The sequence below is a fragment of the Kosakonia sp. genome (genome assembly GCF_032052965.1).
Lineage (GTDB): Bacteria > Pseudomonadota > Gammaproteobacteria > Enterobacterales > Enterobacteriaceae > Kosakonia.
In genome coordinates, this window is the sequence record NZ_DAMBVN010000021.1 from 53,034 (window position 1) to 75,611 (window position 22,578).

A 22,578-nucleotide genomic window follows, 5' to 3' on the forward strand; every position below is an offset into this window, starting at 1 on the left:
CAAGCCGCGTCTCATCCGCGGCTTTCTGCCGATCGCTCTCACAAATTCAGCCCATGCTTTTTGCAATTCTTTTCTTGTTTCTATAAAAGAAACATAACAGGTAACATCTGTGACTATCAGGGTTTATCTGTCAGGCGTTTCACCAGGGTATGAAGTTCCTGTAAGCGCGCTTCCACGACCGTGTCGTCCACTTGCCACATACCGGCAAAGGCCAGCGCGGCCGAATGAGCACCAAGGGGTTTCGCCATGGAGATTTCGCCATCGTCATGGTGCCAGACCACATGGCCCTGTTCGCGCTGCTGAGCCACGTGCGGGCCAAGTTGTTGCCACTGCTCATCGGTAAAGCGTTGTTGCAGTGCGTCATCGCTTTCTGCCGCCAGGAGCGACATACCGATGACCGACTGCCAGGCCGGCAGCATATGAAAACCCGCCAGCGCCTGGCTAACCTGGCTGCCGGGTTCGGAGTGATAGATGTAAATGACCTGATCCTCCCACAACACCGCCATGGCCACCACAATGTCTTTCGGCGCGTAGCGTTCGAGTAAGGGTAATGCATGGGAGAACAGCGCCGAACCGCGAATCGCCTGAGCCGCCAGCGCATGAATGCCTGGGCCGGGCAGATAACGTCGCTGAGCATCCTGCATGGTCAGGCCAATAGAGGCCATGGTCATTAACAACCGGTTGACGCGGGTGGTGTTGATCCCCATCAGGCGCGCCAGTTCGCGGCAGCCAATCGCGCGGCCGCTGGATACCAGGTACTGCAGACAGCGAATACCGTCGATCAGGCTTTGGTTGGGTTGTGATGACATAGCAGGGGTCGCTTCTCTGGTTGCTCAAAAATTCGATTTTACCGTCAGTAAAGAAGGATACAAGGTTATGAAAATCTTTCCCCAAACCGATGCCAGAACCTTTCCGACACGCACGCTGCATGCTGACCTGCTGGTGGCAGGTGGCGGTCTTGCAGGCTTGTGCGCTGCGCTTGCTGCTGCGCGTGACGGGCTGCAAGTCATTTTGATTCAGGACAGACCCGTACTGGGGGGGAATGCCTCCAGTGAAGTCCGCTTGTGGGCCAACGGCGCAACATCGCATATGGGGAATAATAATCGCTGGGCGCGCGAAGGCGGCATTATGGGCGAAATCATGGAAGAGAACCTCTGGCGCAACAAAGAGGGGAATCCCGTGATGTTCGATCTGGTATTGCTCGATCTCGCCAAACGTCAGCAGGGCCTGACGCTGCTACTGAACACGGCCGTCTACGAGGTGGAAAAAGCGCAGCAACGGATCACGCAAGTCAAAGCGTTTAACCCGATTAACGAAACGTTTTATAGCGTCAGCGCAGATCAGTTTTGTGATGCCACCGGCGATGGTGTGCTCGGATACCTGGCCGGAGCAGAGTACCGCGAAGGGGCGGAAGACGCCGGGGAGCTGAGTGAAAAAATGGCGCCAGGCGATAGCTTCGGCCACAAGTTAGGCCACTCAATTTATTTTTACACCAAACAAACCGACGGACCGGTACGCTTTGTTCCCCCCTCCTTTGCATTGCAGGACATTACGGAGATCCCGCGCTACAAACGCCTCACCTCGACCCTTAACGGCTGCGACTTATGGTGGCTGGAATGGGGCGGGCGTCTTGATACCGTCCACGAAAGCGAAGAGATCAAATGGGAATTGTGGAAAATCGTCTGGGGCGTCTGGGATCATATTAAAAACTCAGGCCACTTCCCGGAAGCGGCAAACATGACCATCGAATGGGTGGGAGCCATTCCCGGTAAACGGGAAAGCCGCCGTTTTGTGGGCGATCATCTGCTTAGCCAGCAGGACATCATTGAACAACGCGATCACTACGATGCCGTGGCATATGGCGGCTGGTCTATTGATCTCCATCCGGCAGATGGCGTTTACAGTACTCACGATGGCTGCCGTCAGTTCCACAGTAAAGGCACGTACACTATTCCTTTTCGCAGTCTCTACAGCCGATCGCTGGATAACCTGCTACTAACCGGGCGGTTGATTTCCGCCTCTCATGTCGCTTTTGGCAGTGCCCGCGTGATGTGCACGTGTGGCCTGCTGGGCGAAGTAGTGGGTCGCGCCGCCGCGTTATGCCAAACCCGGCACTTATTGCCGCGTGAGCTGGCGACACCAGAGCATATTGGCGCGCTACAAACCCAGCTCCAGGCGAATGGCTGTTATATACCGCGTCACTGGCTGAGCGATCCCGCCGTCGGGGCGACGGTCACCGCCAGTAGTGAATTTCAGCTCACTGAACTGCCAGCCAACGGCCGCTGGCAATCGCTTGGCGAACGCATGGCGCTGCTGTTACCCATTAAGGCTGGCGAACATTTACCGGAAATCACCCTGCGCTTGCGTTCCACTTCAGCGCAGCAGTTAGTCATATCGCTGCTGGGCAGTGCCCGCGCCGGGAACTTTACGCCAGATTACCAGTACGACGAGTGCGCGGTGCGAGTCGACGATGAGGCAGAACACCGACTGACATTCCACTGGCAAAGCGATCGCGACCAGTATCTTTTCCTGGCCTTCGGGGCGCAGGAGGGTGTGGATATCGCGCTGACCGACGCCCGCATTCCCGGCCTGATGACTGTGTTTAACAGCCTGAATGCCCGTGTCGCGAAGCACACGCGGCAGGTGGCAGATGGCGACTTCGGTGTCGATGAATTCGACTTTTGGCTACCTCGCCGCCACCCGCATCAAATCCTTCCAGCCCTGCGTTTCAACCAGCCGCTCACCTGCTGGCGCGCGCAGAATGTGCTTAATGGCCGGTTGCGCCCGGAACAGCAAACCAATGCATGGAGCCCGGCTCTCGATGACAAGGTTCCACAAATCATCTGGCGCTGGGATGCGCCTCAGAAATTGCAACAACTGACGCTGGTGCAGGACAACGACTTTGATAACGCAATGGAGTCCGTCCAGATGGGACACCCCTACGCTGTCACGCCACACTGTATCACCCACTATCGCTTGTGGGTGGATGATCGGTTGCTGGCCGAGGTAGAGGATAATCACCACTCCGTTTGCCAGCACCGGCTGGATCAACCGCTGGCGGCCACCTGCATCCGGCTGGAGATTGTTGCCACAGCAGGGGCTCTCCCGGCGGTTTACTCCCTGAATGTCAGCTAAAGCCTGCCCTGCCCCACCCGCTTCTGGCGGCTTTGTTCAAAGGTCTGCATCCCCACCTGCTGCCCGGTTTGCATCACACCGGGCAACTGGTGGGTTTTGCCATCACGGATCAGGTTTGCCACCGCCGGGGTATTAATCAGCAGTTCAAACAGGGCGACCCGTCCCCCCTGCTTATCCTGTTCCAGCTTTTGCGCCAGTACTGCCCGCAGACTGCCGGCGAGTTGGCTACGCAGCGGCTCCTTCTCCTGTGCTGGAAAAGCATCCACCAGTCTTTCAACCGCTTGCGCCGCGCCGCGTGTATGCAGCGTTGCCAGGACCAGATGGCCGGTTTCCGCCGCCGTCAGCGCCAGGCTAATGGTCTCGTGGTCCCGCAACTCGCCAAGCAGGATCACATCAGGATCCTCTCGCAATGCTGCGCGCAACCCTGCGGCAAAAGTGGGACAATCCCGACCGATTTCACGTTGTTGGATCAGGCAACGATCGCTGACATGGACATATTCAATAGGATCTTCCAGTGTCAGGATATGCCCGGCGACATGCTGATTCAGATGATTAACCAGTGCGGCAAGCGTGGTCGATTTTCCGCTGCCAGTCGCCCCTGTCACCAAAATCAGGCCCGTCTCACGGGTGAGCGTTTCGGTGAGCGCCGGGGGGAGCTCGAGAAAGGTGGGTTGTGGGCAGGTATGCGGGAGTAAACGCAACGCCAGCGAAATACCGTTATGGCGGACAAACGCCGCCGCCCGCAGACGCTGGCCACTGGCGGTCGTCAGGGCAAAGTCTACCTGCCCCTGCTCCCACCACTGACATTGCATTGTTTCACTCAAATGGTCATTCAGGAGTGCGTTAATATCAGGGCACTCGAAGGGCGCCGGCTCCAGCCGCCCTTGTAGCCGCCAGCGCGGTGAACACCCGCTGCACAGGTGTAGATCCGAGACATTATGCTTTACACTAAGCTCCACTATTTCTTCTATATCCATATAGCCATCCTGGAATCATGAACGATATTGCGCATAACCTGGCACAAGTCCGGGACAAAATCTCAGCGACAGCAATGAGTTGCGGTCGTGCTTCAGAAGACGTTACCTTACTTGCAGTGAGCAAAACCAAACCTGCGAGCGCTGTCGCAGAAGCCATTGATGCAGGCCAGCGTGTGTTTGGTGAAAATTATGTGCAGGAAGGGGTGGATAAAATCCGCCATTTTCAGGAAATCGGTATCCAGGGGCTGGAATGGCACTTTATCGGCCCATTACAGTCCAATAAAAGTCGTCTGGTTGCCGAGCATTTCGACTGGTGTCATACCGTTGATCGCCTGCGTATTGCCTGCCGCTTAAGTGAACAGCGTCCGGCAACGCTCGCTCCGCTGAATGTACTGATTCAAATCAACATCAGCGACGAGCACAGTAAATCCGGCATTGCTCTTGCGGAACTGGATGTACTGGCGGCGCAGGTTGTGGAATTACCAGGGCTGTGCCTGCGTGGGTTGATGGCGATCCCAGCGCCGGAGAAAGAGTACGAAAGGCAGTTTGCCGTGGCGCAGCAAATGGCTGTAGCATTTGAAGCGCTTAAAACCCGCTATCCCACGGTAGATACTTTGTCGCTGGGCATGACAGACGATATGGCCGCCGCCATCGCGGCTGGCAGCACGATGGTGCGCATTGGAACGGCCATTTTTGGTGCGCGCGATTACACAAAAAATTAAGGAAAACTGAGGAACGCCATGAAGACGTTGACTTTCCTGCTCTCGACAGTCATTGAACTCTATACGATGGTTCTGCTGTTGCGCGTCTGGATGCAGTGGGCACGCTGCGATTTTTACAACCCATTTTCGCAGTTCGTGGTCAAGGCCACGCAGCCGATTGTCGGGCCGCTTCGCCGTATTCTGCCGCCGCTCGGGCCGATTGATAGCGCCTCGCTACTGATCGCGTTTGTCCTGAGTTTTATCAAAGCCATCGTGCTGTTTATGGTGGTCACCTTCCAGCCGATTATCTGGATCTCTGCGCTGTTGATCTTGCTGAAAACCATCGGTCTGATGATTTTCTGGGTTCTGCTGGTGATGGCGATCATGAGCTGGGTCAGCCAGGGGCGTAGCCCGGTGGAGTACGTTTTGATGCAGTTGACGGAACCGTTGCTGCGTCCTATCCGTAATCTGCTGCCCTCAATGGGGGGAATTGATTTTTCGCCTATGATCCTCGTGCTGCTGCTGTACGTGATCAATATGGGGGTTGCTGAACTGCTGCAATCCACCGGCAATATCCTGCTGCCGGGGCTGTGGATGGCGCTATGAGTGCCGCTGCAGTCTGTGAAGACGGGCTGGTGTTACGGCTGTATATTCAGCCGAAAGCCAGCCGGGACGCAATCATTGGCTTACATGGCGATGAATTAAAAGTCGCCATCACCGCTCCGCCAGTGGATGGCCAGGCCAATGCGCATCTGGTCAAATACCTTGCGAAACAGTTTCGCGTGGCGAAAAACCAGGTCGTCATTGAAAAAGGCGAACTGGGCCGCCACAAACAGATTAAAATCACGCATCCGCAACAGATCCCGACGGAAGTCGCGGCGTTGATAAATTAGGATCCCTTATGCAGAAAGTTGTCCTCGCTACCGGTAATGCCGGTAAAGTGCGCGAGCTTGCCTCGCTACTCACTGATTTTGGCCTCACGATTGTGGCGCAAACCGATCTGGGTGTTGAGTCTGCGGAAGAGACCGGCCTGACCTTTATTGAAAACGCGATCCTTAAAGCGCGCCATGCTGCGCAGATAACGGGTTTACCGGCGATTGCCGATGATTCAGGTCTGGCGGTGGACGCGCTGGGCGGCGCTCCTGGGATCTACTCCGCTCGTTATGCGGGTGTTGATGCCAGCGATCGGCAGAACCTGGAAAAACTGCTGGATGCTTTAAAAGAGGTTCCGGACACAGAACGTCAGGCACAGTTCCATTGCGTGCTGGTCTATATGCGTCATGCCAACGATCCTACTCCCCTGGTATGCCACGGTAGCTGGTCGGGCGTGATTACCCGCCAGCCTGCCGGTGATGGCGGCTTTGGTTACGATCCCGTGTTCTTTGTTCCCTCTGCCGGGAAAACCGCTGCGGAGCTAACCCGCGAAGAAAAAAGCGCCCTCTCCCACCGGGGGCAGGCGTTAAAACTGTTACTGGAAGCACTGCGTAATGGCTGATTTGCCACCTCTGAGTCTTTATATTCACATTCCCTGGTGCGTGCAGAAATGCCCGTACTGCGACTTCAATTCCCATGCGTTAAAAGGCGAAGTCCCACACGACGATTATGTGCAGCACTTGCTGAACGATCTGGATGCCGATGTGCCCTATGCACAGGGACGAGAAATAAAGACTATTTTTATTGGTGGCGGTACGCCGAGCCTGCTCTCCGGCCCGGCGATGCAAACACTCCTTGATGGTGTGCGTGAACGGCTGCCTCTCGCTGCTGATGCGGAGATCACCATGGAAGCCAATCCAGGCACCGTGGAAGCAGACCGGTTTGTCGATTATCAGCGCGCCGGAGTGAACCGCATTTCGATTGGTGTGCAAAGTTTTAGCGACAACAAACTCCAGCGCCTGGGGCGTATTCACGGCCCGGAGGAAGCCCGGCGCGCTGCACGTCTCGCAAGCGGCCTTGGGCTGCGCAGTTTTAATCTTGATTTAATGCATGGCCTGCCGGATCAGTCGCTGGAAGAGGCGCTGGACGATCTGCGCCAGGCGATTGCGCTTAATCCGCCGCATCTTTCCTGGTATCAGCTCACTATCGAACCCAACACCCTGTTCGGCTCTCGCCCGCCTGTATTACCGGATGATGATGCGCTGTGGGATATCTTCGAGCAAGGTCATCAGATCCTTACCGCTGCCGGGTATCAGCAGTACGAAACCTCAGCCTATGCCAAACCCGGCTACCAATGTCAGCACAACCTGAACTACTGGCGTTTCGGCGATTATCTGGGTATTGGCTGCGGCGCGCATGGCAAAGTGACCCTGGCGGATGGCCGCATTTTAAGAACGGCAAAAACGCGCCATCCTCGTGGTTATATGCAGGGTAACTATCTGGATAAGCAGCATGAGGTGGAAGCGCAGGATAAACCGTTCGAGTTCTTTATGAACCGTTTTCGTCTGCTTGAACCCGCGCCGCGCGCGGAGTTTTCTCGTTATACCGGCTTAGATGAAAGTGCTATCCGCGCTCAGATCGACCAGGCGCTGTCGCTTAATTATCTGACTGAAAATGAGAATGCGTGGCAGATAACCGAGCACGGAAAGCTATTCTTAAATTCACTCCTTGAACTGTTCCTTGCCGAATAACCGCTCTGCCGTGCCTGCTACGGCGGGCACGCTTTTCACCGCCTCATGTTCTTGTTTGCTGACAATGTCATGATGCTGGAATGCAGAGCGAACCAGCACAACAGCACAGGCAATCACGCCGCCCAGAATCGCCATCATGATCATTAACTGGCTTTTTGCCAGACCATCTTTTTTTAAAGGCAATGAAGGGGAAAGCTGATATTTAAAAGGTTTAAAATCAATGTCTTTTAAATTGATCTTTTGCAGTTGTGATAAGCGATATTCGCGGTTAAGAAACGCAGGATCCAATCGCGTCACATCTTTAATGGAATTTTCAATCTTAAGCTTTTCCGCAATACCATCTGAACCGAGCGCAATAGAGTAATCCGGGTCGTCCTGTACTATCTGGCCGTTGCTATAAACCGGGCGTTTGATACCAGCGGCGTTCGCCACAATAAGCGAATAGTTTAAACGGTGAATACTCGCATCATGCTTATTAAGCATCTCAACACGCTCTATTTCCAGCGAGTCTTTTTCAAAATTGGTTCTTAATGCCACTTCATCCCGTAAAGTATCTACAGTTTCCTTAACTACCAACTCTGAAACATAATTAATATAGCGGTTAAGAACCTGCTGTGCGTCTTGTGCATTCGGTGCTGTGAAGCTTAACGTCCATGACGGATAAGGCATGGATTGGCTATTTTTATCGGTGAGATTATTGACCGCATTGAGTTGCTGGGCAAGCTGGACAATGCCGCGGTGTCGCGCCTCCGGCTCTGCATTCTTAAGCTGCGGGAAATCTGCCACCAACGGCGAAGAGCCTAAAAACTTTTCCTGTAGCGTTTGTGAATTAAAATTTTTGAGAAATAGATTAAAGACCTGTTCGGCGGTTACCGGTGCTTTCACGCCAAGAGTATCAAGGGTATTAATGGCCTGATTAAGCTCACTCCACTGAATTTTCTCGGCAGGGGTGATTTCTGCCCGGCTGGTCCATTTTTGCGGCAACAACAATGAAATAAAGAAACCTGCCGCCGCAAACGCCACAACGATGGCTATAATGAATTTTTTACTGTTCAACAAAATCCGAAATAAATCCAAAAGATCTATTTCATCTTTTTTGAACGGGGCAATATTCGGCCCGTATACACTCTCATTATTTCCGTGAGGAATATTAAATGTTGACATATTAATCCATTCAATAGTCATACCCGTAATTTAGGGAGCCACTCTATCACTATCATTCTTATTCCAAAAGGAGAATAAACATCCATCAAATTAATACAAAATCTCGCTTAATACATTTCCGAAATATCATTAGATAAATTTCTAAAAAAAGAGAGTTTAAGTAGGCAGAATATTGGGGGAGATGAAATGTGCGAGAGTAAAGCGATAATTAGCCCTCTTAAAAAAGAAGGCTATAAGAAGGATTATTTTAGCCCGGCAGTTAATGCCTTACGGCTATCTTCCAACGACACCACGCGTTTGCAGACGTCTTTTCCGAACTGCTGGAAATCTGCTTCCTGGTTTTGCCACTCATTCTGAATAGCGGTTTGCAGACCACCAAGGCTGCCCAACACGCCCTGAAGAGGATTACCGCCCCCCTTCAGTACGGCTTTAGCGCCCATTTCGTTAATGCTGTCCTGCAGGATGCCGCCCATCGCCTGATTCACCAGTTGCTGGCCATCCGCCCGGACTTGATCAATCGCTTTATAATGGAAGGTCAGGCCATCGCTACGATGTTCAATAATGCGGTTCATCTGCGTTTTCAGTTGCGCATCCAGTTTGGTCAGACGACTGCGCATGCTGCTGCTTTCACCGACTTCTTTGACGATGATGTTATCCAGCGCAACCCGGCCTTTCTCCACGCGACTGCGCGCGCCATCGTCAATCCATGGCAGTGCGCTACGCAAGTCCGCCTGGTAATCCTTCGCCTGTTCGCGCTGAGCAGCGCTGAGCGTATATTGCTTGCCGTTAAACATCACATTGCCATCCGGCGTGATAACCAGATTGCCGTTCTCACCTTTAACCTGCACGGTTTGCGGGCTGAGGATCACATCGTCGCGTGGGGTCACACTACACTGATAATCCGCCTGCGCGGCAAAGGCGGTCAGTGTCAGGGCAGCCGCCAGCAGCGTTTTGCGCATCATAAAAAACTCCTGTAGAGACAAAACGGGCCAGCTAATGCTGGCCCCTTATGCTTGATTAGTCCCACCAAACGTCGAAAAGTTCGCTAATACGCACCTCATCGAGTTTGCGGTCTTCCAGCCATTTACGCACGATGGCCTGATGTTCTTCCGTGCATTTACCCACTTCCTGCAGGCAAATCAGCCCGTCCCATGCAAGGTAACCGCTGCCGTCAAACGCCAGCTTGTTCGGCTCAATCACTTCCTGAATAAAGTCATCAACGGTTTTGTCGATTTGCTCTTCGCTGGTGCCTTCGGCGAAGCGCCACGCCACAGAGAAGCCCAGTTCCTGGAATTCGTCGATATGCATTTTTTTACGCAAACGGCGGCTGCGGTTTGTTGCCATTATTTCACCCTCTCGAACATTAAGTCCCATACGCCGTGACCAAGACGATGGCCACGCTGTTCAAATTTGGTTACCGGGCGCGACGCCGGACGCGGTACATAGTCGTGGGTCGCCGACAGGTTTGTATAACCGTCGATAGACGACATCACTTCAAGCATATGTTGCGCATACGCTTCCCAGTCGGTCGCCATATGGAACACGCCACCCAGCTTAAGCTTACTCTTCACCAGTTCAGCAAACGGTACCTGAACAATACGGCGTTTATTATGGCGCGCTTTATGCCACGGGTCAGGAAAAAACAGCTGAACCATGTTTAAAGAATTGTCAGGGATCATTTTGTGCAGCACTTCTACGGCATCGTGGCACATCACTCGCAGGTTGCTGATCCCCTCTTCATGTGCGGAAGAGAGACAAGCTCCCACGCCCGGCGAGTGGACTTCGATCCCCAGGAAGTTCTGCTCAGGGCGGAGTTTCGCCATTTCAACCAGCGAAGCACCCATACCGAAACCGATCTCCAGCGTCACCGGCGCGTTGCGGCCGAACAGCGCGGTAAAATCCACAGGCTGTTCCGTGAATTCAACGCCCATCACCGGCCAGTAGTGATCCAGCGCGTGCTGCTGCCCTTTGGTCAGGCGGCCCTGACGACGGACGAAACTGCGGATCCGGCGCAGCGGGCGACCATTTTCATCAAATTCCGGTGAAATGACGTCGTTATTCATACAGTGTTCTGCTTGTGAGAGTGTTCAGGAAACGGGCATTATCCAAAGTTCATCGCCCGATGCAAGCATCGTAAAAGTTCCGATTTACAGCGCGGTGCCTCTGTGCTGCAATCTTCGCCCCTGATAACGCGATTCTGGTGACCATGCAAGCGTCTCAATTTTCAGCCCAGGTTCTGGACTGGTACGACAAATACGGGCGAAAAACCCTGCCCTGGCAAACTGAAAAAACGCCCTACAAAGTATGGCTATCGGAAGTGATGTTGCAACAGACCCAGGTGGCAACCGTTATTCCCTATTTCCAGCGCTTTATGGTGCGTTTCCCGACGGTAACCGATCTGGCCAATGCGCCGCTGGATGAAGTGTTGCATCTGTGGACCGGGCTGGGTTATTACGCCCGCGCCCGCAACTTACACAAAGCCGCGCAGCAAGTCGCGCAGCATCATGGCGGTCATTTCCCGGAAACATTCGAGGAGGTCGCCGCCCTGCCCGGCGTAGGCCGCTCAACAGCGGGCGCGATCCTCTCTTTATCGCTGGGCAAACATTTTCCCATCCTTGATGGCAACGTCAAACGCGTGCTGGCGCGCTGCTACGCCGTTGGCGGTTGGCCGGGTAAAAAAGAGGTGGAAAAACGCCTGTGGGCGATCAGTACCGAGGTCACGCCAGCAAAAGGCGTTGAACGCTTTAACCAGGCGATGATGGATCTGGGAGCAATGGTGTGCACACGCTCAAAGCCAAAGTGCGAATTGTGCCCATTACAAACCGGCTGCGAAGCGTATGCCGCGCACAGTTGGGCACAATATCCCGGCAAAAAACCGAAGCAGACGCTTCCTGAACGCACCGGTTACTTCCTGCTGATGCAGCATGAAAGCGAGGTCTATCTTGAACAGCGTCCGCCGAGCGGGCTATGGGGCGGATTGTTCTGCTTCCCGCAGTTCAGTGATGAGTCGGGCCTACGAGACTGGCTGGCACAGAGAAATATAAATGCAGATAATCTCAGCCAACTGGTCGCTTTCCGCCATACTTTTAGCCATTTCCATCTGGATATTGTACCGATGTGGCTTGGCGTGTCCTCGTTCTCGTCTTGCATGGATGAAGGCGTGGGTCTTTGGTATAACTTAGCGCAACCGCCGTCGGTCGGTCTGGCGGCTCCGGTGGAACGCCTGATACAGCAATTACGCGCCGAAGCCCTGTCGCTTCGCGCATGAAAGAGGATGACTTATGAGCAGAACCATTTTTTGTACCTTCCTGCAACGTGAAGCGGAAGGGCAGGACTTCCAGCTCTATCCGGGCGATCTGGGTAAACGTATTTATAACGAGATCTCGAAGGAAGCCTGGAAGCAGTGGCAGCAGAAGCAAACCATGCTGATCAACGAGAAAAAACTCAACATGATGAATGTGGAGCACCGTAAGCTGTTAGAAGAGGAGATGGTGAATTTCCTCTTCGAGGGCAAAGACGTGCACATTGAAGGCTATACGCCGCAAGAAAAAAAATAAGCTTCTGATCGCACGCCGGCTGGCAACGCCGCTAAACAGGCAAAAGAGTGCCAGCCTGCGTGCATCACCGGCGCGTTCACACCCACACAACTGCATCCCGGAATGATGAAAAAATTTTTAGCGCTTGCCATTATTGCGCCGTTGCTGATTTCTTGTTCCAGCTCTAAAAAAGCAGGCGAAGACTATAACGAAGCCTGGATCAAAGACACCAACGGTTTTGACATTTTGATGGGGCAGTTCGCCCACAATATTGAAAATTTATGGGGCTTTAACGAAGTTCTGATCGCAGGGCCGAAGGATTACGTTAAATACACCGACCAGTATCAGACCCGAAGCCATATTAACTTCGACGAAGGTACTATTACTGTCGAAACCATTGCCGGTACTGAGCCCGCTGCGCACTTGCGCGAGGCAATTATCAAAACCCTGCTGATGGGCGACGATCCGGGATCTATCGATCTCTATTCCGATGCCGACGACATTCAGATTTCCAAAGAGCCGTTCTTGTATGGTCAGGTGCTGGATAACAACGGCGAAGCGATTCGCTGGCAGTGGCGCGCCGTGCGTTTTGCCGATTATCTGCTGCAAACGCGGTTAAAAAGCCGCAGCAATGGCCTGCATATGATTTACAGCGTGACCATTAATCTGGTCCCGAACCACCTCGATAAACGCGCACATAAATACGTGGGCATGGTGCGCCAGGCCGCGCGTAAATATGGTGTCGAAGAGTCGCTGATTCTGGCCATCATGCAAACCGAATCTTCTTTTAACCCTTACGCTGTCAGCCGCTCCGATGCGCTTGGCCTGATGCAGGTCGTACAGCACAGCGCCGGGAAAGATGTGTTCCGCGCACAGGGGAAATCGGGTACGCCGGACAGGAGCTACCTGTTTGATCCTCAGAGTAATATTGATACCGGCACAGCTTATCTGGCGATGCTGAACAATGTTTATCTTTCTGGCATCAGCAACCCGACATCACGCCGTTATGCGGTGATCACCGCCTATAACGGCGGTGCAGGCAGTGTGTTACGCGTCTTCTCCAGCGATAAGGTGCAGGCGGCGAACATCATTAATACCATGACGCCCGGCGATGTTTACCAGACCCTGACCACCCGCCATCCGTCGGCAGAATCCCGCCGTTACCTCTACAAAGTGAATACCGCGCAAAAAACCTGGCGCCGTAATTAATCGTTTCGTGTATGCCTCTTTCTGTTGAGAAGGAAAGAGGCATAAACGTTTCCTCTGGGAAATGCAAACGGTTGCGTAAAATTGTGACATGAGTCACCATATGGAATTGCAATCAGAGGAAGTTTGCATTTTTATGTCGGGCATAACAAATTCGACACGCCGTTAGTGGTAGGATCGTGACAGATAACAATAGTAATTGTGCCCATTCCAACATCTATCCGTCTCCTTTGTGAGGAAATTAGCATGAATCTTAAGCTGCAGCTGAAAGTCATTATCTTTCTGCAGTTCTGCCTGTGGGGAAGCTGGCTGACTACACTTGGCTCTTATATGTTCGTTACCCTGAAGTTCGAGGGAGCGGAAATTGGTGCCGTTTACAGCTCGCTGGGTATCGCCTCGCTGCTTATGCCGACACTGCTTGGTATCGTGGCCGATAAATGGCTCAGTGCGAAGTGGGTATATGCGCTGTGTCATCTGGTTGGGGCAATCACACTGTTCATTGCTGCGGGCGTCACCACGCCGGGGGCCATGTTCGCGATTATCCTGCTCAACTCGCTGGCCTATATGCCAACGCTTGGCCTGGTGAACACTATCTCCTATTTCCGCCTGCAATCTGCCGGCTACGATATCGTGAAGGATTTCCCGCCCATCCGTATCTGGGGCACCATCGGCTTTATTCTGGCGATGTGGGCAGTCAGCTTCTCGGGCTTTGAACTCAGCCATATGCAGCTTTATATTGGCGCGGGCTTGTCGCTGGTGTTGAGCCTGATCTCCCTGACGCTGCCGCATATGCCGGTCGCCAAAAGCAGAGAGAAGCAGACCTGGGTAGAAATGCTGGGCCTGAATGCTTTCGCACTGTTTAAAAACAAGCGTATGGCAATCTTTTTCATCTTCTCAATGCTGCTGGGCGCAGAGTTGCAGATCACCAACATGTTCGGTAACACCTTCCTGCACAGCTTCGATAGCAACCCGCTGTTCGCCAATAGCTTTATTGTGACGCACGCGTCAGTGATGATGTCGATTTCGCAGATCTCCGAAACCGCCTTTATCCTGGCTATCCCGTTCTTTATGAGCCGCTACGGCATTAAGAACGTCATGATGATCAGTATCTTCGCCTGGGTGCTGCGTTTCGGCCTGTTCGCTTTCGGCGATCCGACGCCGTTTGGCACCGTGCTGCTGGTGCTGTCGATGATCGTTTATGGTTGCGCCTTCGATTTCTTCAACATCTCCGGTTCGGTGTTCGTTGAGAAAGAAGTTAACCCGGCTATCCGCGCCAGTGCGCAGGGGATGCTGCTGATGATGACCAACGGCTTTGGCTGTATCCTCGGTGGTATGGTCAGTGGCAAAGTGGTAGAAATCTACACCACCGCAGGCATCACTGACTGGAAAACGGTATGGCTGATTTTCGCAGGTTATTCGCTGGTACTGGCTTTCGCCTTCGTCACGTTGTTTAAATATAAACATGTGCGAGAGCCTGAAGGCGTCGCGCAGAAAGCGTAAAACAGAAAACCCGGCCTGGCGCCGGGTTTTTTATTGCCTGAGTGGTATGAGGCTCAGCGGCCAGTGCAGAGTTACCCGACCATAGCCAGCACAAAGGCAACCGCCAGTAGATCAGCGCTGCCACCTGGGCTTAAACGCCGGGCTATCAGTGCCTCATCCATCTGGCGCAGTGCGGCAGTATCCCACTGCGTGGCCAGTAGCCTCACCGCATAATCCTGTACATAACGCAGCCCTGTCATGCCCCCGCGCGATACCAGATTGCTGTCGGCATTGGCGGCCATCAGCCGCAGCAATGCGTTGTGCAATCGCCGCTCGCCCTGTTCCTGATGCCAGAACGGCAACACTGCGCGTCGCACAGTGACAAAGCCTTGCTCAACTTCACCACGCGCCCCGGTCAGGCCGTAATCGCGAAACTGCTTTTCGCCTGCTGTTACCGCCTGCGAACGGGTGGCCAGCTCACGCTCCACCAGGCCACAACAGATTTCACTGACCTGCAGGCACAGCGCATCAGCGCTGATAATCCGGTTTTGTCCCTGCAAGCGCCCGGCGGCAAAACACAATAATCCCAGGGAAAAAATACCGCCTTTATGCGTATTCACCCCGTTAGTGGCGGCAAACATTGCCTGTTCGCAGGCAATGCCGGCTGGCCGCAACAGGCGCAGTTGTTCGCTTGCGGGTTGATGCGCGTGCTGTCTGCCCGCCTGCTCGAATACCTGAAACCACGGCGTGATGGCGGCGATACTGGTTAAAAACAGACGATGATCCATATCCTGGTGCGACCCGGAGTTTGCCCGATCCACCAGCCCCGGTTTTGGGGTTAAATCCAGTTCAAGGCGCAGCGCCTGCGCCGCCAGAGAAGGAACATCCGCTGCTTGCGGTTTAGTCGCGAGCAAACCAGCCATCGATTAATCTCTCTACGCGGGCTGTCACTTCGTCGACAGGGTGGCGGCGTGACCGTGCGCAAGCGTGCGCCGGTTCATCGCAAACCAGGCAACGACGCGTGTTCAGGTCCAGTGAATGGCGACCCACCTGCCCGTTATGAGGGCAGAACACGTCAAAATCCCACAGCCTGCCGAGGGGATGCGTTTGCTCCATCTCCACGCAGCGGGCTTTAATTTCCACCGCCGGGTGCTCAACACACCACAAGGCTTCCGCGCCGGTTGGCAACCAAAGTACCTGCCTGTCCAGTACGTTCCAGTGATGTTGCCACAGCAACTGGTCGCAGGCTTGCAGCGCCACGCCCATAGTATTGCGATAGCGGATACTGTCTTTTACGGCACCGGGTGTCACCAGCGTCAGTGAAATGACCGGTTGTTGATAGTGAGTGAGCCAGTCAGCCTGACGCGCTGCGCGACTATCTTTCGCCGCCAGCAACGCTTCAAGGCTGACGCCCGCTCTCACGGGCGTCAGTGTGGTCATTGATTTTCCTCTTTAACCTGACGAACAACATCAATCACGCTGCCGTCGCGGTACCGGATCACCCCGACGATGCGGTCGGTAAAGGCGATCGGTTTCGGTTCGCCGGTCAGGGAGATGGCGCGCTGATACAACGTGTCGATATCAACGATTTTCAGCCCTGCCGCCAGCAAACGCTCGCGGATTTCCGGGCGCGCCGGGTTAACGGCAATCCCGTGATCGGTGACCAGCACATCAATGCTTTCCCCTGGTGTCAGCAGCGTGGTCACGCGTTTTACTACCGTCGGAATGCGGCTACGCAGCAGTGGCGCAACCACAATCGTCAGGTTTGCCGCTGCGGCCACATCACAGTGACCGCCGGAAGCGCCACGCATTACGCCGTCAGAACCGGTGATCACGTTGACGTTAAAATCAACATCGATCTCCAGCGCGCTGAGGATCACCACATCCAGTTGATCGCAGCTTGCTGCTTTACCGCCAGGATTGGCGTACACATTGGTGGAGATCTCTACGTGGTTCGGGTTACGGCGCAGTGATGCCGCCGCCTCGCCATCGAAGCACTGGGTATCGAGCAGTTTTTCGATCAGCCCTTTTTCATGAAGATCCACCAGACTGCCGGTAATGCCGCCGAGCGCGAAACGGGCTTTTACGCCATGACGTTCCATTTTCGCTTCCATAAAGCGGGTCGCCGCGGTGGCTGCCGCTCCGGAGCCGGTCTGCATGGAAAAGCCATCTTTGAAATAGCCTGAATGTTCAATCACGTCGGCGGCATAACGGGCGATCATCAGCTCACGCGGGTTACTGGTGACGCGTGCCGCGCCGACACTGATTTTCGCCGGATCGCCAACGCTCTCCACCTGTACAATCAGATCGACCTGATCCTGTCCCAGGCTGGCCGGCATATTCGGGAACGGCACCAGCTCTTCGGTCAGCAGCACCACTTTTTTGGCGAACTGCGCATCGACCATCGCGTAACCCAGCGACCCGCAAACGGATTTACCCTGCGTGCCATTGGCATTGCCAAACTCATCGCTGCACGGTACCCCCAGGAACGCGACATCAATATTCAGCTCGCCGTCCTGCAACAGTTTCACGCGGCCACCGTGGGAGTGGATCTGTACCGGCTCCGCCATCAGGCCGTGCGAGATGGCATCAGCCAGTTTGCCGCGCATGCCAGAGGTGTAGATTCGGGTAATCACCCCGTTCTGGATGTGTTCGATCAGGGCATCGTTACAGGTCATCAGTGAGCTGGATGCCAGCGTCAGGTTTTTAAAACCCAGACGCGCGAGGGTCGCAATCACATTATTAATCACCCGATCGCCTTCGCGGAACGCGTGGTGAAAAGAGATGGTCATACCATCTTTCAGGCCGCTACGGGCAATCGCATCTTCCAGCGTGGCGCAGAGTTTGCGGGTATGTTTGCTGTTAACGTCCGCCAGCCAGGGTGTGGCTGCATGGGCGCTATCAAAAGGTTTTAAATCACGCAGATGGGGAAAATTAACGTGAAGAAGTTCTGTTTGATTCATTGTTCTTTCCTTACTGACGCACGCCGGACGCAGCCGCACGTTCCAGCACCATCTGCGCGTGATTAATAATCGGGGCGTCAATCATTTTGCCGTTCAGCGAGACAACCCCAAGGCCGTTACGCTCCCCCTCTTCCGCCGCTTCGATAACCAACTTAGCGTGGTCAACTTCCTGCTGTGTTGGCGCATAGGCGTTATGCAACAGGTCGATTTGGCGCGGGTTAATCAATGACTTGCCGTTAAAGCCCATTTTGCGGATCAGCTCGACTTCACGCAGGAACCCCGCCTCATCGTTAACGTCTGACCACACCACGTCGAAAGCATCTATACCGGCAGCACGGGCAGCGTGCAGCACGGCGCAACGTGCATAAAACAGCTCGGTACCGTCACCGCGCTCGGTTTGCATATCCATAACGTAGTCGAAGGCCGCCAGCGCAATGCCAATCAGACGCTGGGAACTGCGGGCAATGGCCACTGCATTAATCACGCCGATAGCGGACTCAATTGCCGCCATCACGCGGGTTGATCCCACTTCGCGGCCGCACGCCAGCTCAATACGCTCCAGGTGACGTTCCAGTTCGTAAATATCTTCCGGGGTGTCGGTTTTTGGCAAACGCACCACATCCACGCCAGCGCGGACGACCGCTTCCAGATCCGGCAAGCCAAACGGAGTATTCAGTGGGTTAATACGCACCACCGTTTCGATGTCCTGATACATAGGGTGTTGCAGCGCATGGAAGACCAGCAGACGCGCGGTGTCTTTTTCACGCAGAGCGACCGCATCTTCCAGGTCGAACATGATCGAATCCGGGCGATAAATAAACGCGGTAGAGAGCATGGCGGCATTCGCGCCTGGCAGAAACAGCATGCTACGACGAAGTTTTTTCACAGCAGTTTCCCCCACTCGATTTCACTCCCTTCGGCGGCACGCAGCACCGCACTTTGCAGACGGGCGCGGATCACGCAGTCCAGTGCGCCTTTGTCTTCAATGATCACTAACCCCTGGCGCACATCCATTGCACGCAGCGTGGCGTTCACTACCTGACGGATCTGATCGCCAAACTGCTTGATCACTTCACTGTGAACAACCACTTCAAGCTCGCCTTCGGCGGGCGCTATTTTCACCATCAGGTCGCTGGACTCCATAGTCCCGGCCAGCGCCTCCCTAACAATTTTCATAATGACATTCCTGATTTTTAAGCGACTTCCGCGCTGTAATGGGATTCCAGATGCGCGAAAGTGGTATCCGGTACAATTTCCCGAATACGGGAAAACTGGTGTGTTTTCAGTAAACGACGCACTTCCGATGCCGAGATGGCAGTACCCGTGGCTTTGATACGTGGGATTTCCCGCACCTCCACCGCACCAGCCAGCAGCTGATGCATGGTCTGGTTGTACTGGCGGGTCACGTCGCAAAATGGCTCACTGCCAATAAAGCGATGCGTAATGCCGAGCGCCGGGGCGATATAGTTACGGAAAATAAGCAGATCGATTTCACTCCACGCCTGCTGCACTTTTCCTGTCTCTTTAAGGAAGTAGGCCGGGAAGGTAGCGCGAGAAATGATGTACTGAGAGCCTTCGTGTACGGTGACATTGGCCAAATGGGCGACGCCTGCCTTCACCATTTTCAGCCGCGCGGCGAAAGAGAAGAACGACGCGTCTTCACGCACCACAAACAAGTGCAGCCAGTCGCAGGATTGCGCGGCTTGTTCAACCAGATGACGGTGCCCGAGGGTGAAGGGATTGGCGTTCATCACAATCGCGCCAATGCGCTTTCCCGGCACGCGATCGGCCTGTAACGTACGGCAATAACGCTGAATGCCAGACGGTGTGTTCTCCATCAGAATCGCATTGTTGCCACTTTGCGCTACAGGCCAGAAACCGCTGTGCTGAAAACGCTCCCGGTTGCACGGACGGGTGCACAAGAACAGATGAAAATGGCCACGCGCCAGCGCAAGGTTTTCAACTTCTGCGAGTAGCCGCGCGCTGAGGTTTTCACCGCGCAGCGCTTCATCGACTGCCACACACTTGATGACGTTGGCGGCCAGCCCCGCACAACCCACCAGTCGGTTTCCCGACCAGGCTTCAACGAAAGTGGTGATATCGCTGTCCATACCTAAACCGCTGTCTGCGAGCAACGTGCGGATAGAAGCCAGCCGTTGAGTATTGCCGTTGACTTCCGCTACGCGGAAGTCGATGGGGGGTCGTGCTTGCATGGTCTTGCCTTCGTCCTTAGTGCGCTGCCGTCAGCGCATGGGCTGGCGCATCGATAATCACATTACTGAGATGGCCGATATTCTCGATTTCCACTTCAATGCGATCGCCCGCTTTCATAAACAGCGGTGGGTTACGTTTTTTACCCACTCCGCCAGGCGAACCGGTGATAATCACGTCACCCGGCGTCAGGCTGGTAAAAGTACTGATATACTCAATCAGCTCCGCCACCTTGTGGATCATGCTGGCGGTGTTGTCGTCCTGTACCATGCGGCCATTCAGCCAGGTGCGGATTGCCAGCGCATGCGGATCCGGGATTTCATCAGCGGTGGTCATCCACGGCCCGAACGCGCCGGTCTGCCGCCAGTTTTTACCGGCGGTAAACCAGGTGTGCTGCCAGTCGCGCGCTGAGCCATCCATGTAGCAGCTGTAACCTGCCACATGGCTTAGCGCTGTCTCACGGCTGATGTTTTCACCGCCTTTACCGATGATCACCGCCAGTTCGCCTTCATAGTCGAATTCGCTGGAATGACGTGGCTTCAGTACCGGTGCGTTATGCCCGGTTTGTGAGTCGGCAAAGCGGACAAACAGCGTAGGTGCCGGGTTGTGCTGATCAAATTCTTTGCGCTTTTCGGCGTAGTTCATGCCCACGCAGAGAATCTTCCCTGGGTTGTCGATCACCGGCAGAAATTGGAGATCATCGAAGCGAATATCCGGCGTTTCGCCAGCCAGCTGTTGCGCTTCTTGCAGCGCGTTGGCGGCGAGCAGCGACTTCAAATCACCGTAACGATCGCCCATGCGCTGACCCAGATTGATGACGCCCTCAGCCGTGACGATGCCGTAGCTACGGATCCCCTGATGGACAAAGCTTGCGAGTTTCATATCAGTTCCTGTAATGCTTAATCAGACGAGGAAATTGCCAAGGACCAGCAGTGATACCGACACGTTGATCGCCCCACCGATACGGGTAGCAATCTGTGCAAATGGCATCAGGCTCATGCGGTTGCCCGCCGTCAGGATGGCAACATCCCCTGTACCGCCCTGGCCGCTCTGGCAGCAGGAAATAATCGCCACATCAATGGGATGCATGCCGATTTTTTTACCAACAAAGAAGCCTGTCGCAACCAGTGCGGACACCGTACTCACGATCACCAGCAGGTTATTGAGGGTGAAAGCGTGAACCAGCTCTTGCCACGGCGTAATGGCCACGCCAACCGCGAAAAGGATTGGATAGGTCACAGAGGTCTGGAAGAATTTGTACACCACCTGAGAGCCTTCCAGCAGACGCGGGGAAACGCCATGCGCCAGTTTGACCAGCACCGCGGCAAACAGCATGCCGACCGGTGCAGGCAGGCCAATCAGTTTGTGGCCCAGCATACCGATCATGTACAGCAGGACCGCCAACAGCGCGCCTGCAGCAATAGTGGTCACGTCCGTTTTGCCAGAAAAGGCCGGTGCAGCAGAGGCTTTCTCGTCCCCGTTTTCACGGTTTGGCATTAACTGGCCTTCACCGGTCAGGTGCGGGAAGCGTTTGCCGAGCTGGTTCAGGCAGCCAGAGATAATAATGGCGGTCAGACCACCGAGCATCACCATCGGCAGTACACGACCCAGCGCGACACCCTGGTCCATATGCAGCAGAGCAGCATAGCCAATGGAGAGCGGAATAGCGCCTTCACCCACGCCCCCCGCCATAATCGGCAGGATAATAAAGAAGAAAATCTGGAACGGTTCCATACCGAGCATCAGGCCAACGCCCATGCCGACCAGCATGCCGACGATTTCGCCGCACAGCATTGGGAAGAAAATACGCAGGAAGCCCTGGATCAGGGTGGTGCGGTTCATGCTCATAATGCTGCCAACAATAATGCAGCAGATATAGAGATAGAGAATGTTGGTGGATTTGTAGAACTTGGTGGTTGATTCCACAACCACATCCGGCAGCAGGCCGTAATAGACCATTGCCGACGGAATAAAGGTCGCGCAAATCGCTGCCGCGCCCAGTTTGCCAATGATCGGCAGGCGCTTACCAAATTCGCCACAGGCAAAACCAAAGAACGCCAGTGTCGCCACCATCACCACGATATCGCTGGGAAGCTTGCCACCCAGACAGTCGATAGCAATCAACGCGCCCGCCAACAGGAATAATGGCAGTGGAATAATCCCTACTTTCCAGGTATCCATAATGTGCCACCACTTATCTTTAAGTGATGTTTTTTGAATCGACAGCGATTCAGAGGTAACAGAAAATGAATCGTCAGTTGTGCTCATAATTAAGCCCCTTGGTTATTTTGTGTGTACAGATTAAAGGGCTAAACACACACTTTATGTGAGGAGCTGCATAATAAAATTGGAGTTTTAATGGCGCCTATGGTTTTTATGGTTTCTTTTATTTTGTGTGATTCACGCCTTAATTATGCGCGTGGTTTTTATGGTTTCTTTTATATCGAAACACAAGTTAATAACATTTCCCAAAAGAATTATTTAACAGGCTGTTTTTTGCCGCCAACGCTTGCTGTGCAAGGGATCACAAGTTTCCAGTAAACTGCGCACGAAGCCCGTAAAAGATGCTACATTGACGCTTT

The 22,578-nt window shown here is 54.1% G+C and carries 24 protein-coding genes; 10 read left to right on the forward strand and 14 right to left on the reverse strand.

Going from position 1 to position 22,578, the window contains the following annotated elements; genetic code table 11:
* Positions 1-116: 116 nt before the first annotated feature.
* Positions 117-809, reverse strand: coding sequence for an IclR family transcriptional regulator (locus RTX30_RS19735; protein ID WP_312691936.1), 693 nt, complete (start codon positions 807-809; stop codon positions 117-119).
* A gap of 67 nt (positions 810-876) precedes the next feature.
* Here RTX30_RS19735 and RTX30_RS19740 point away from each other — a divergent pair, with 67 nt between their 5' ends.
* Entirely contained in the window at positions 877-3,135 is a 2,259-nt protein-coding gene (locus RTX30_RS19740) for an FAD-dependent oxidoreductase (RefSeq protein WP_312691939.1), read from the forward strand.
* Here the strand turns inward: RTX30_RS19740 and RTX30_RS19745 are convergent.
* The gene (locus tag RTX30_RS19745) at positions 3,132-4,112 is read right to left on the reverse strand and encodes a type IV pilus twitching motility protein PilT (RefSeq protein WP_312691941.1); all 981 of its coding nucleotides are present in this window, start codon (positions 4,110-4,112) and stop codon (positions 3,132-3,134) included. The two genes, RTX30_RS19740 and RTX30_RS19745, sit on opposite strands and share 4 nt — an antisense overlap.
* A gap of 17 nt (positions 4,113-4,129) precedes the next feature.
* Between RTX30_RS19745 and RTX30_RS19750 the strand changes: the two genes are divergently transcribed.
* Genes RTX30_RS19750 through hemW form a run of 5 tightly spaced genes read left to right on the forward strand, consistent with a single transcriptional unit; the run spans position 4,130 to position 7,437 of the window.
* Positions 4,130-4,834, forward strand: coding sequence for a YggS family pyridoxal phosphate-dependent enzyme (locus RTX30_RS19750; RefSeq protein ID WP_312691943.1), 705 nt, complete (start codon positions 4,130-4,132; stop codon positions 4,832-4,834).
* 18 nt (positions 4,835-4,852) lie between these two features.
* The gene (locus RTX30_RS19755) at positions 4,853-5,419 is read left to right on the forward strand and encodes a YggT family protein (RefSeq protein WP_312691945.1); all 567 of its coding nucleotides are present in this window, start codon (positions 4,853-4,855) and stop codon (positions 5,417-5,419) included.
* Positions 5,416-5,706, forward strand: a complete 291-nt coding sequence (gene yggU, locus RTX30_RS19760; RefSeq protein WP_312691947.1) for a DUF167 family protein YggU — start codon at positions 5,416-5,418, stop codon at positions 5,704-5,706. Before RTX30_RS19755 ends, yggU begins: the two co-directional genes overlap by 4 nt.
* A gap of 8 nt (positions 5,707-5,714) precedes the next feature.
* Positions 5,715-6,308, forward strand: coding sequence for an XTP/dITP diphosphatase (locus RTX30_RS19765; RefSeq protein ID WP_312691949.1), 594 nt, complete (start codon positions 5,715-5,717; stop codon positions 6,306-6,308).
* On the forward strand, positions 6,301-7,437 hold the full coding sequence (gene hemW / locus RTX30_RS19770) for a radical SAM family heme chaperone HemW (protein WP_312691951.1): 1,137 nt from the start codon (positions 6,301-6,303) through the stop codon (positions 7,435-7,437). The genes RTX30_RS19765 and hemW overlap by 8 nt, the downstream gene beginning before the upstream one ends.
* Here the strand turns inward: hemW and wzz(fepE) are convergent.
* From wzz(fepE) to trmB, 4 genes are all read right to left on the reverse strand, one after another.
* On the reverse strand, positions 7,408-8,601 hold the full coding sequence (wzz(fepE), locus tag RTX30_RS19775) for an LPS O-antigen length regulator Wzz(fepE) (protein WP_312691953.1): 1,194 nt from the start codon (positions 8,599-8,601) through the stop codon (positions 7,408-7,410). The two genes, hemW and wzz(fepE), sit on opposite strands and share 30 nt — an antisense overlap.
* A 242-nt stretch (positions 8,602-8,843) precedes the next feature.
* Positions 8,844-9,563 (reverse strand): DUF2884 domain-containing protein, encoded by a 720-nt coding sequence (locus RTX30_RS19780; protein ID WP_312691955.1) that lies wholly within the window; start codon positions 9,561-9,563, stop codon positions 8,844-8,846.
* A 55-nt stretch (positions 9,564-9,618) separates the two neighbouring features.
* Positions 9,619-9,945: a YggL family protein gene (locus RTX30_RS19785; RefSeq protein WP_312691957.1), complete on the reverse strand. Its 327-nt coding sequence runs from the start codon at positions 9,943-9,945 to the stop codon at positions 9,619-9,621.
* Positions 9,945-10,664, reverse strand: coding sequence for a tRNA (guanosine(46)-N7)-methyltransferase TrmB (gene trmB, locus RTX30_RS19790; protein WP_312691959.1), 720 nt, complete (start codon positions 10,662-10,664; stop codon positions 9,945-9,947). The genes RTX30_RS19785 and trmB overlap by 1 nt, the downstream gene beginning before the upstream one ends.
* A 143-nt stretch (positions 10,665-10,807) precedes the next feature.
* Here trmB and mutY point away from each other — a divergent pair, with 143 nt between their 5' ends.
* The 4 genes from mutY (at position 10,808) to RTX30_RS19810 (ending at position 14,843) form a co-directional block, all read left to right on the forward strand.
* Positions 10,808-11,869, forward strand: coding sequence for an A/G-specific adenine glycosylase (gene mutY / locus RTX30_RS19795; protein ID WP_312691961.1), 1,062 nt, complete (start codon positions 10,808-10,810; stop codon positions 11,867-11,869).
* A gap of 13 nt (positions 11,870-11,882) precedes the next feature.
* A complete protein-coding gene (locus RTX30_RS19800; protein WP_020455176.1) occupies positions 11,883-12,158 on the forward strand; it encodes an oxidative damage protection protein in 276 nt (91 codons plus the stop codon).
* Positions 12,159-12,263: 105 nt separating this feature from the next.
* On the forward strand, positions 12,264-13,346 hold the full coding sequence (gene mltC, locus RTX30_RS19805; protein WP_312691995.1) for a membrane-bound lytic murein transglycosylase MltC: 1,083 nt from the start codon (positions 12,264-12,266) through the stop codon (positions 13,344-13,346).
* Between the two features lie 243 nt (positions 13,347-13,589).
* Complete coding sequence (locus RTX30_RS19810) at positions 13,590-14,843, forward strand: nucleoside permease (RefSeq protein WP_312691963.1); 1,254 nt, start codon at positions 13,590-13,592, stop codon at positions 14,841-14,843.
* 71 nt (positions 14,844-14,914) lie between these two features.
* Here RTX30_RS19810 and citG read toward each other — a convergent pair whose 3' ends face one another.
* From citG to RTX30_RS19850, 8 genes are read right to left on the reverse strand one after another with little or no spacing between them, the layout of a single operon-like run.
* On the reverse strand, positions 14,915-15,745 hold the full coding sequence (gene citG / locus RTX30_RS19815) for a triphosphoribosyl-dephospho-CoA synthase CitG (protein ID WP_312691965.1): 831 nt from the start codon (positions 15,743-15,745) through the stop codon (positions 14,915-14,917).
* Complete coding sequence (citX, locus tag RTX30_RS19820; RefSeq protein ID WP_312691967.1) at positions 15,723-16,262, reverse strand: citrate lyase holo-[acyl-carrier protein] synthase; 540 nt, start codon at positions 16,260-16,262, stop codon at positions 15,723-15,725. Before citX ends, citG begins: the two co-directional genes overlap by 23 nt.
* Entirely contained in the window at positions 16,259-17,785 is a 1,527-nt protein-coding gene (gene citF, locus RTX30_RS19825) for a citrate lyase subunit alpha (protein WP_312691969.1), read from the reverse strand. Before citF ends, citX begins: the two co-directional genes overlap by 4 nt.
* Positions 17,786-17,795: 10 nt before the next feature.
* Complete coding sequence (gene citE, locus RTX30_RS19830; protein ID WP_312691971.1) at positions 17,796-18,671, reverse strand: citrate (pro-3S)-lyase subunit beta; 876 nt, start codon at positions 18,669-18,671, stop codon at positions 17,796-17,798.
* Entirely contained in the window at positions 18,668-18,961 is a 294-nt protein-coding gene (gene citD / locus RTX30_RS19835) for a citrate lyase acyl carrier protein (protein WP_312691973.1), read from the reverse strand. The genes citE and citD overlap by 4 nt, the downstream gene beginning before the upstream one ends.
* 17 nt (positions 18,962-18,978) lie before the next feature.
* Positions 18,979-19,998, reverse strand: a complete 1,020-nt coding sequence (gene citC, locus RTX30_RS19840) for a [citrate (pro-3S)-lyase] ligase (protein ID WP_312691975.1) — start codon at positions 19,996-19,998, stop codon at positions 18,979-18,981.
* A 16-nt stretch (positions 19,999-20,014) separates the two neighbouring features.
* On the reverse strand, positions 20,015-20,878 hold the full coding sequence (locus tag RTX30_RS19845) for a fumarylacetoacetate hydrolase family protein (protein ID WP_312691977.1): 864 nt from the start codon (positions 20,876-20,878) through the stop codon (positions 20,015-20,017).
* Between the two features lie 21 nt (positions 20,879-20,899).
* Complete coding sequence (locus tag RTX30_RS19850; RefSeq protein WP_312691980.1) at positions 20,900-22,264, reverse strand: 2-hydroxycarboxylate transporter family protein; 1,365 nt, start codon at positions 22,262-22,264, stop codon at positions 20,900-20,902.
* Positions 22,265-22,578: the final 314 nt, after the last annotated feature.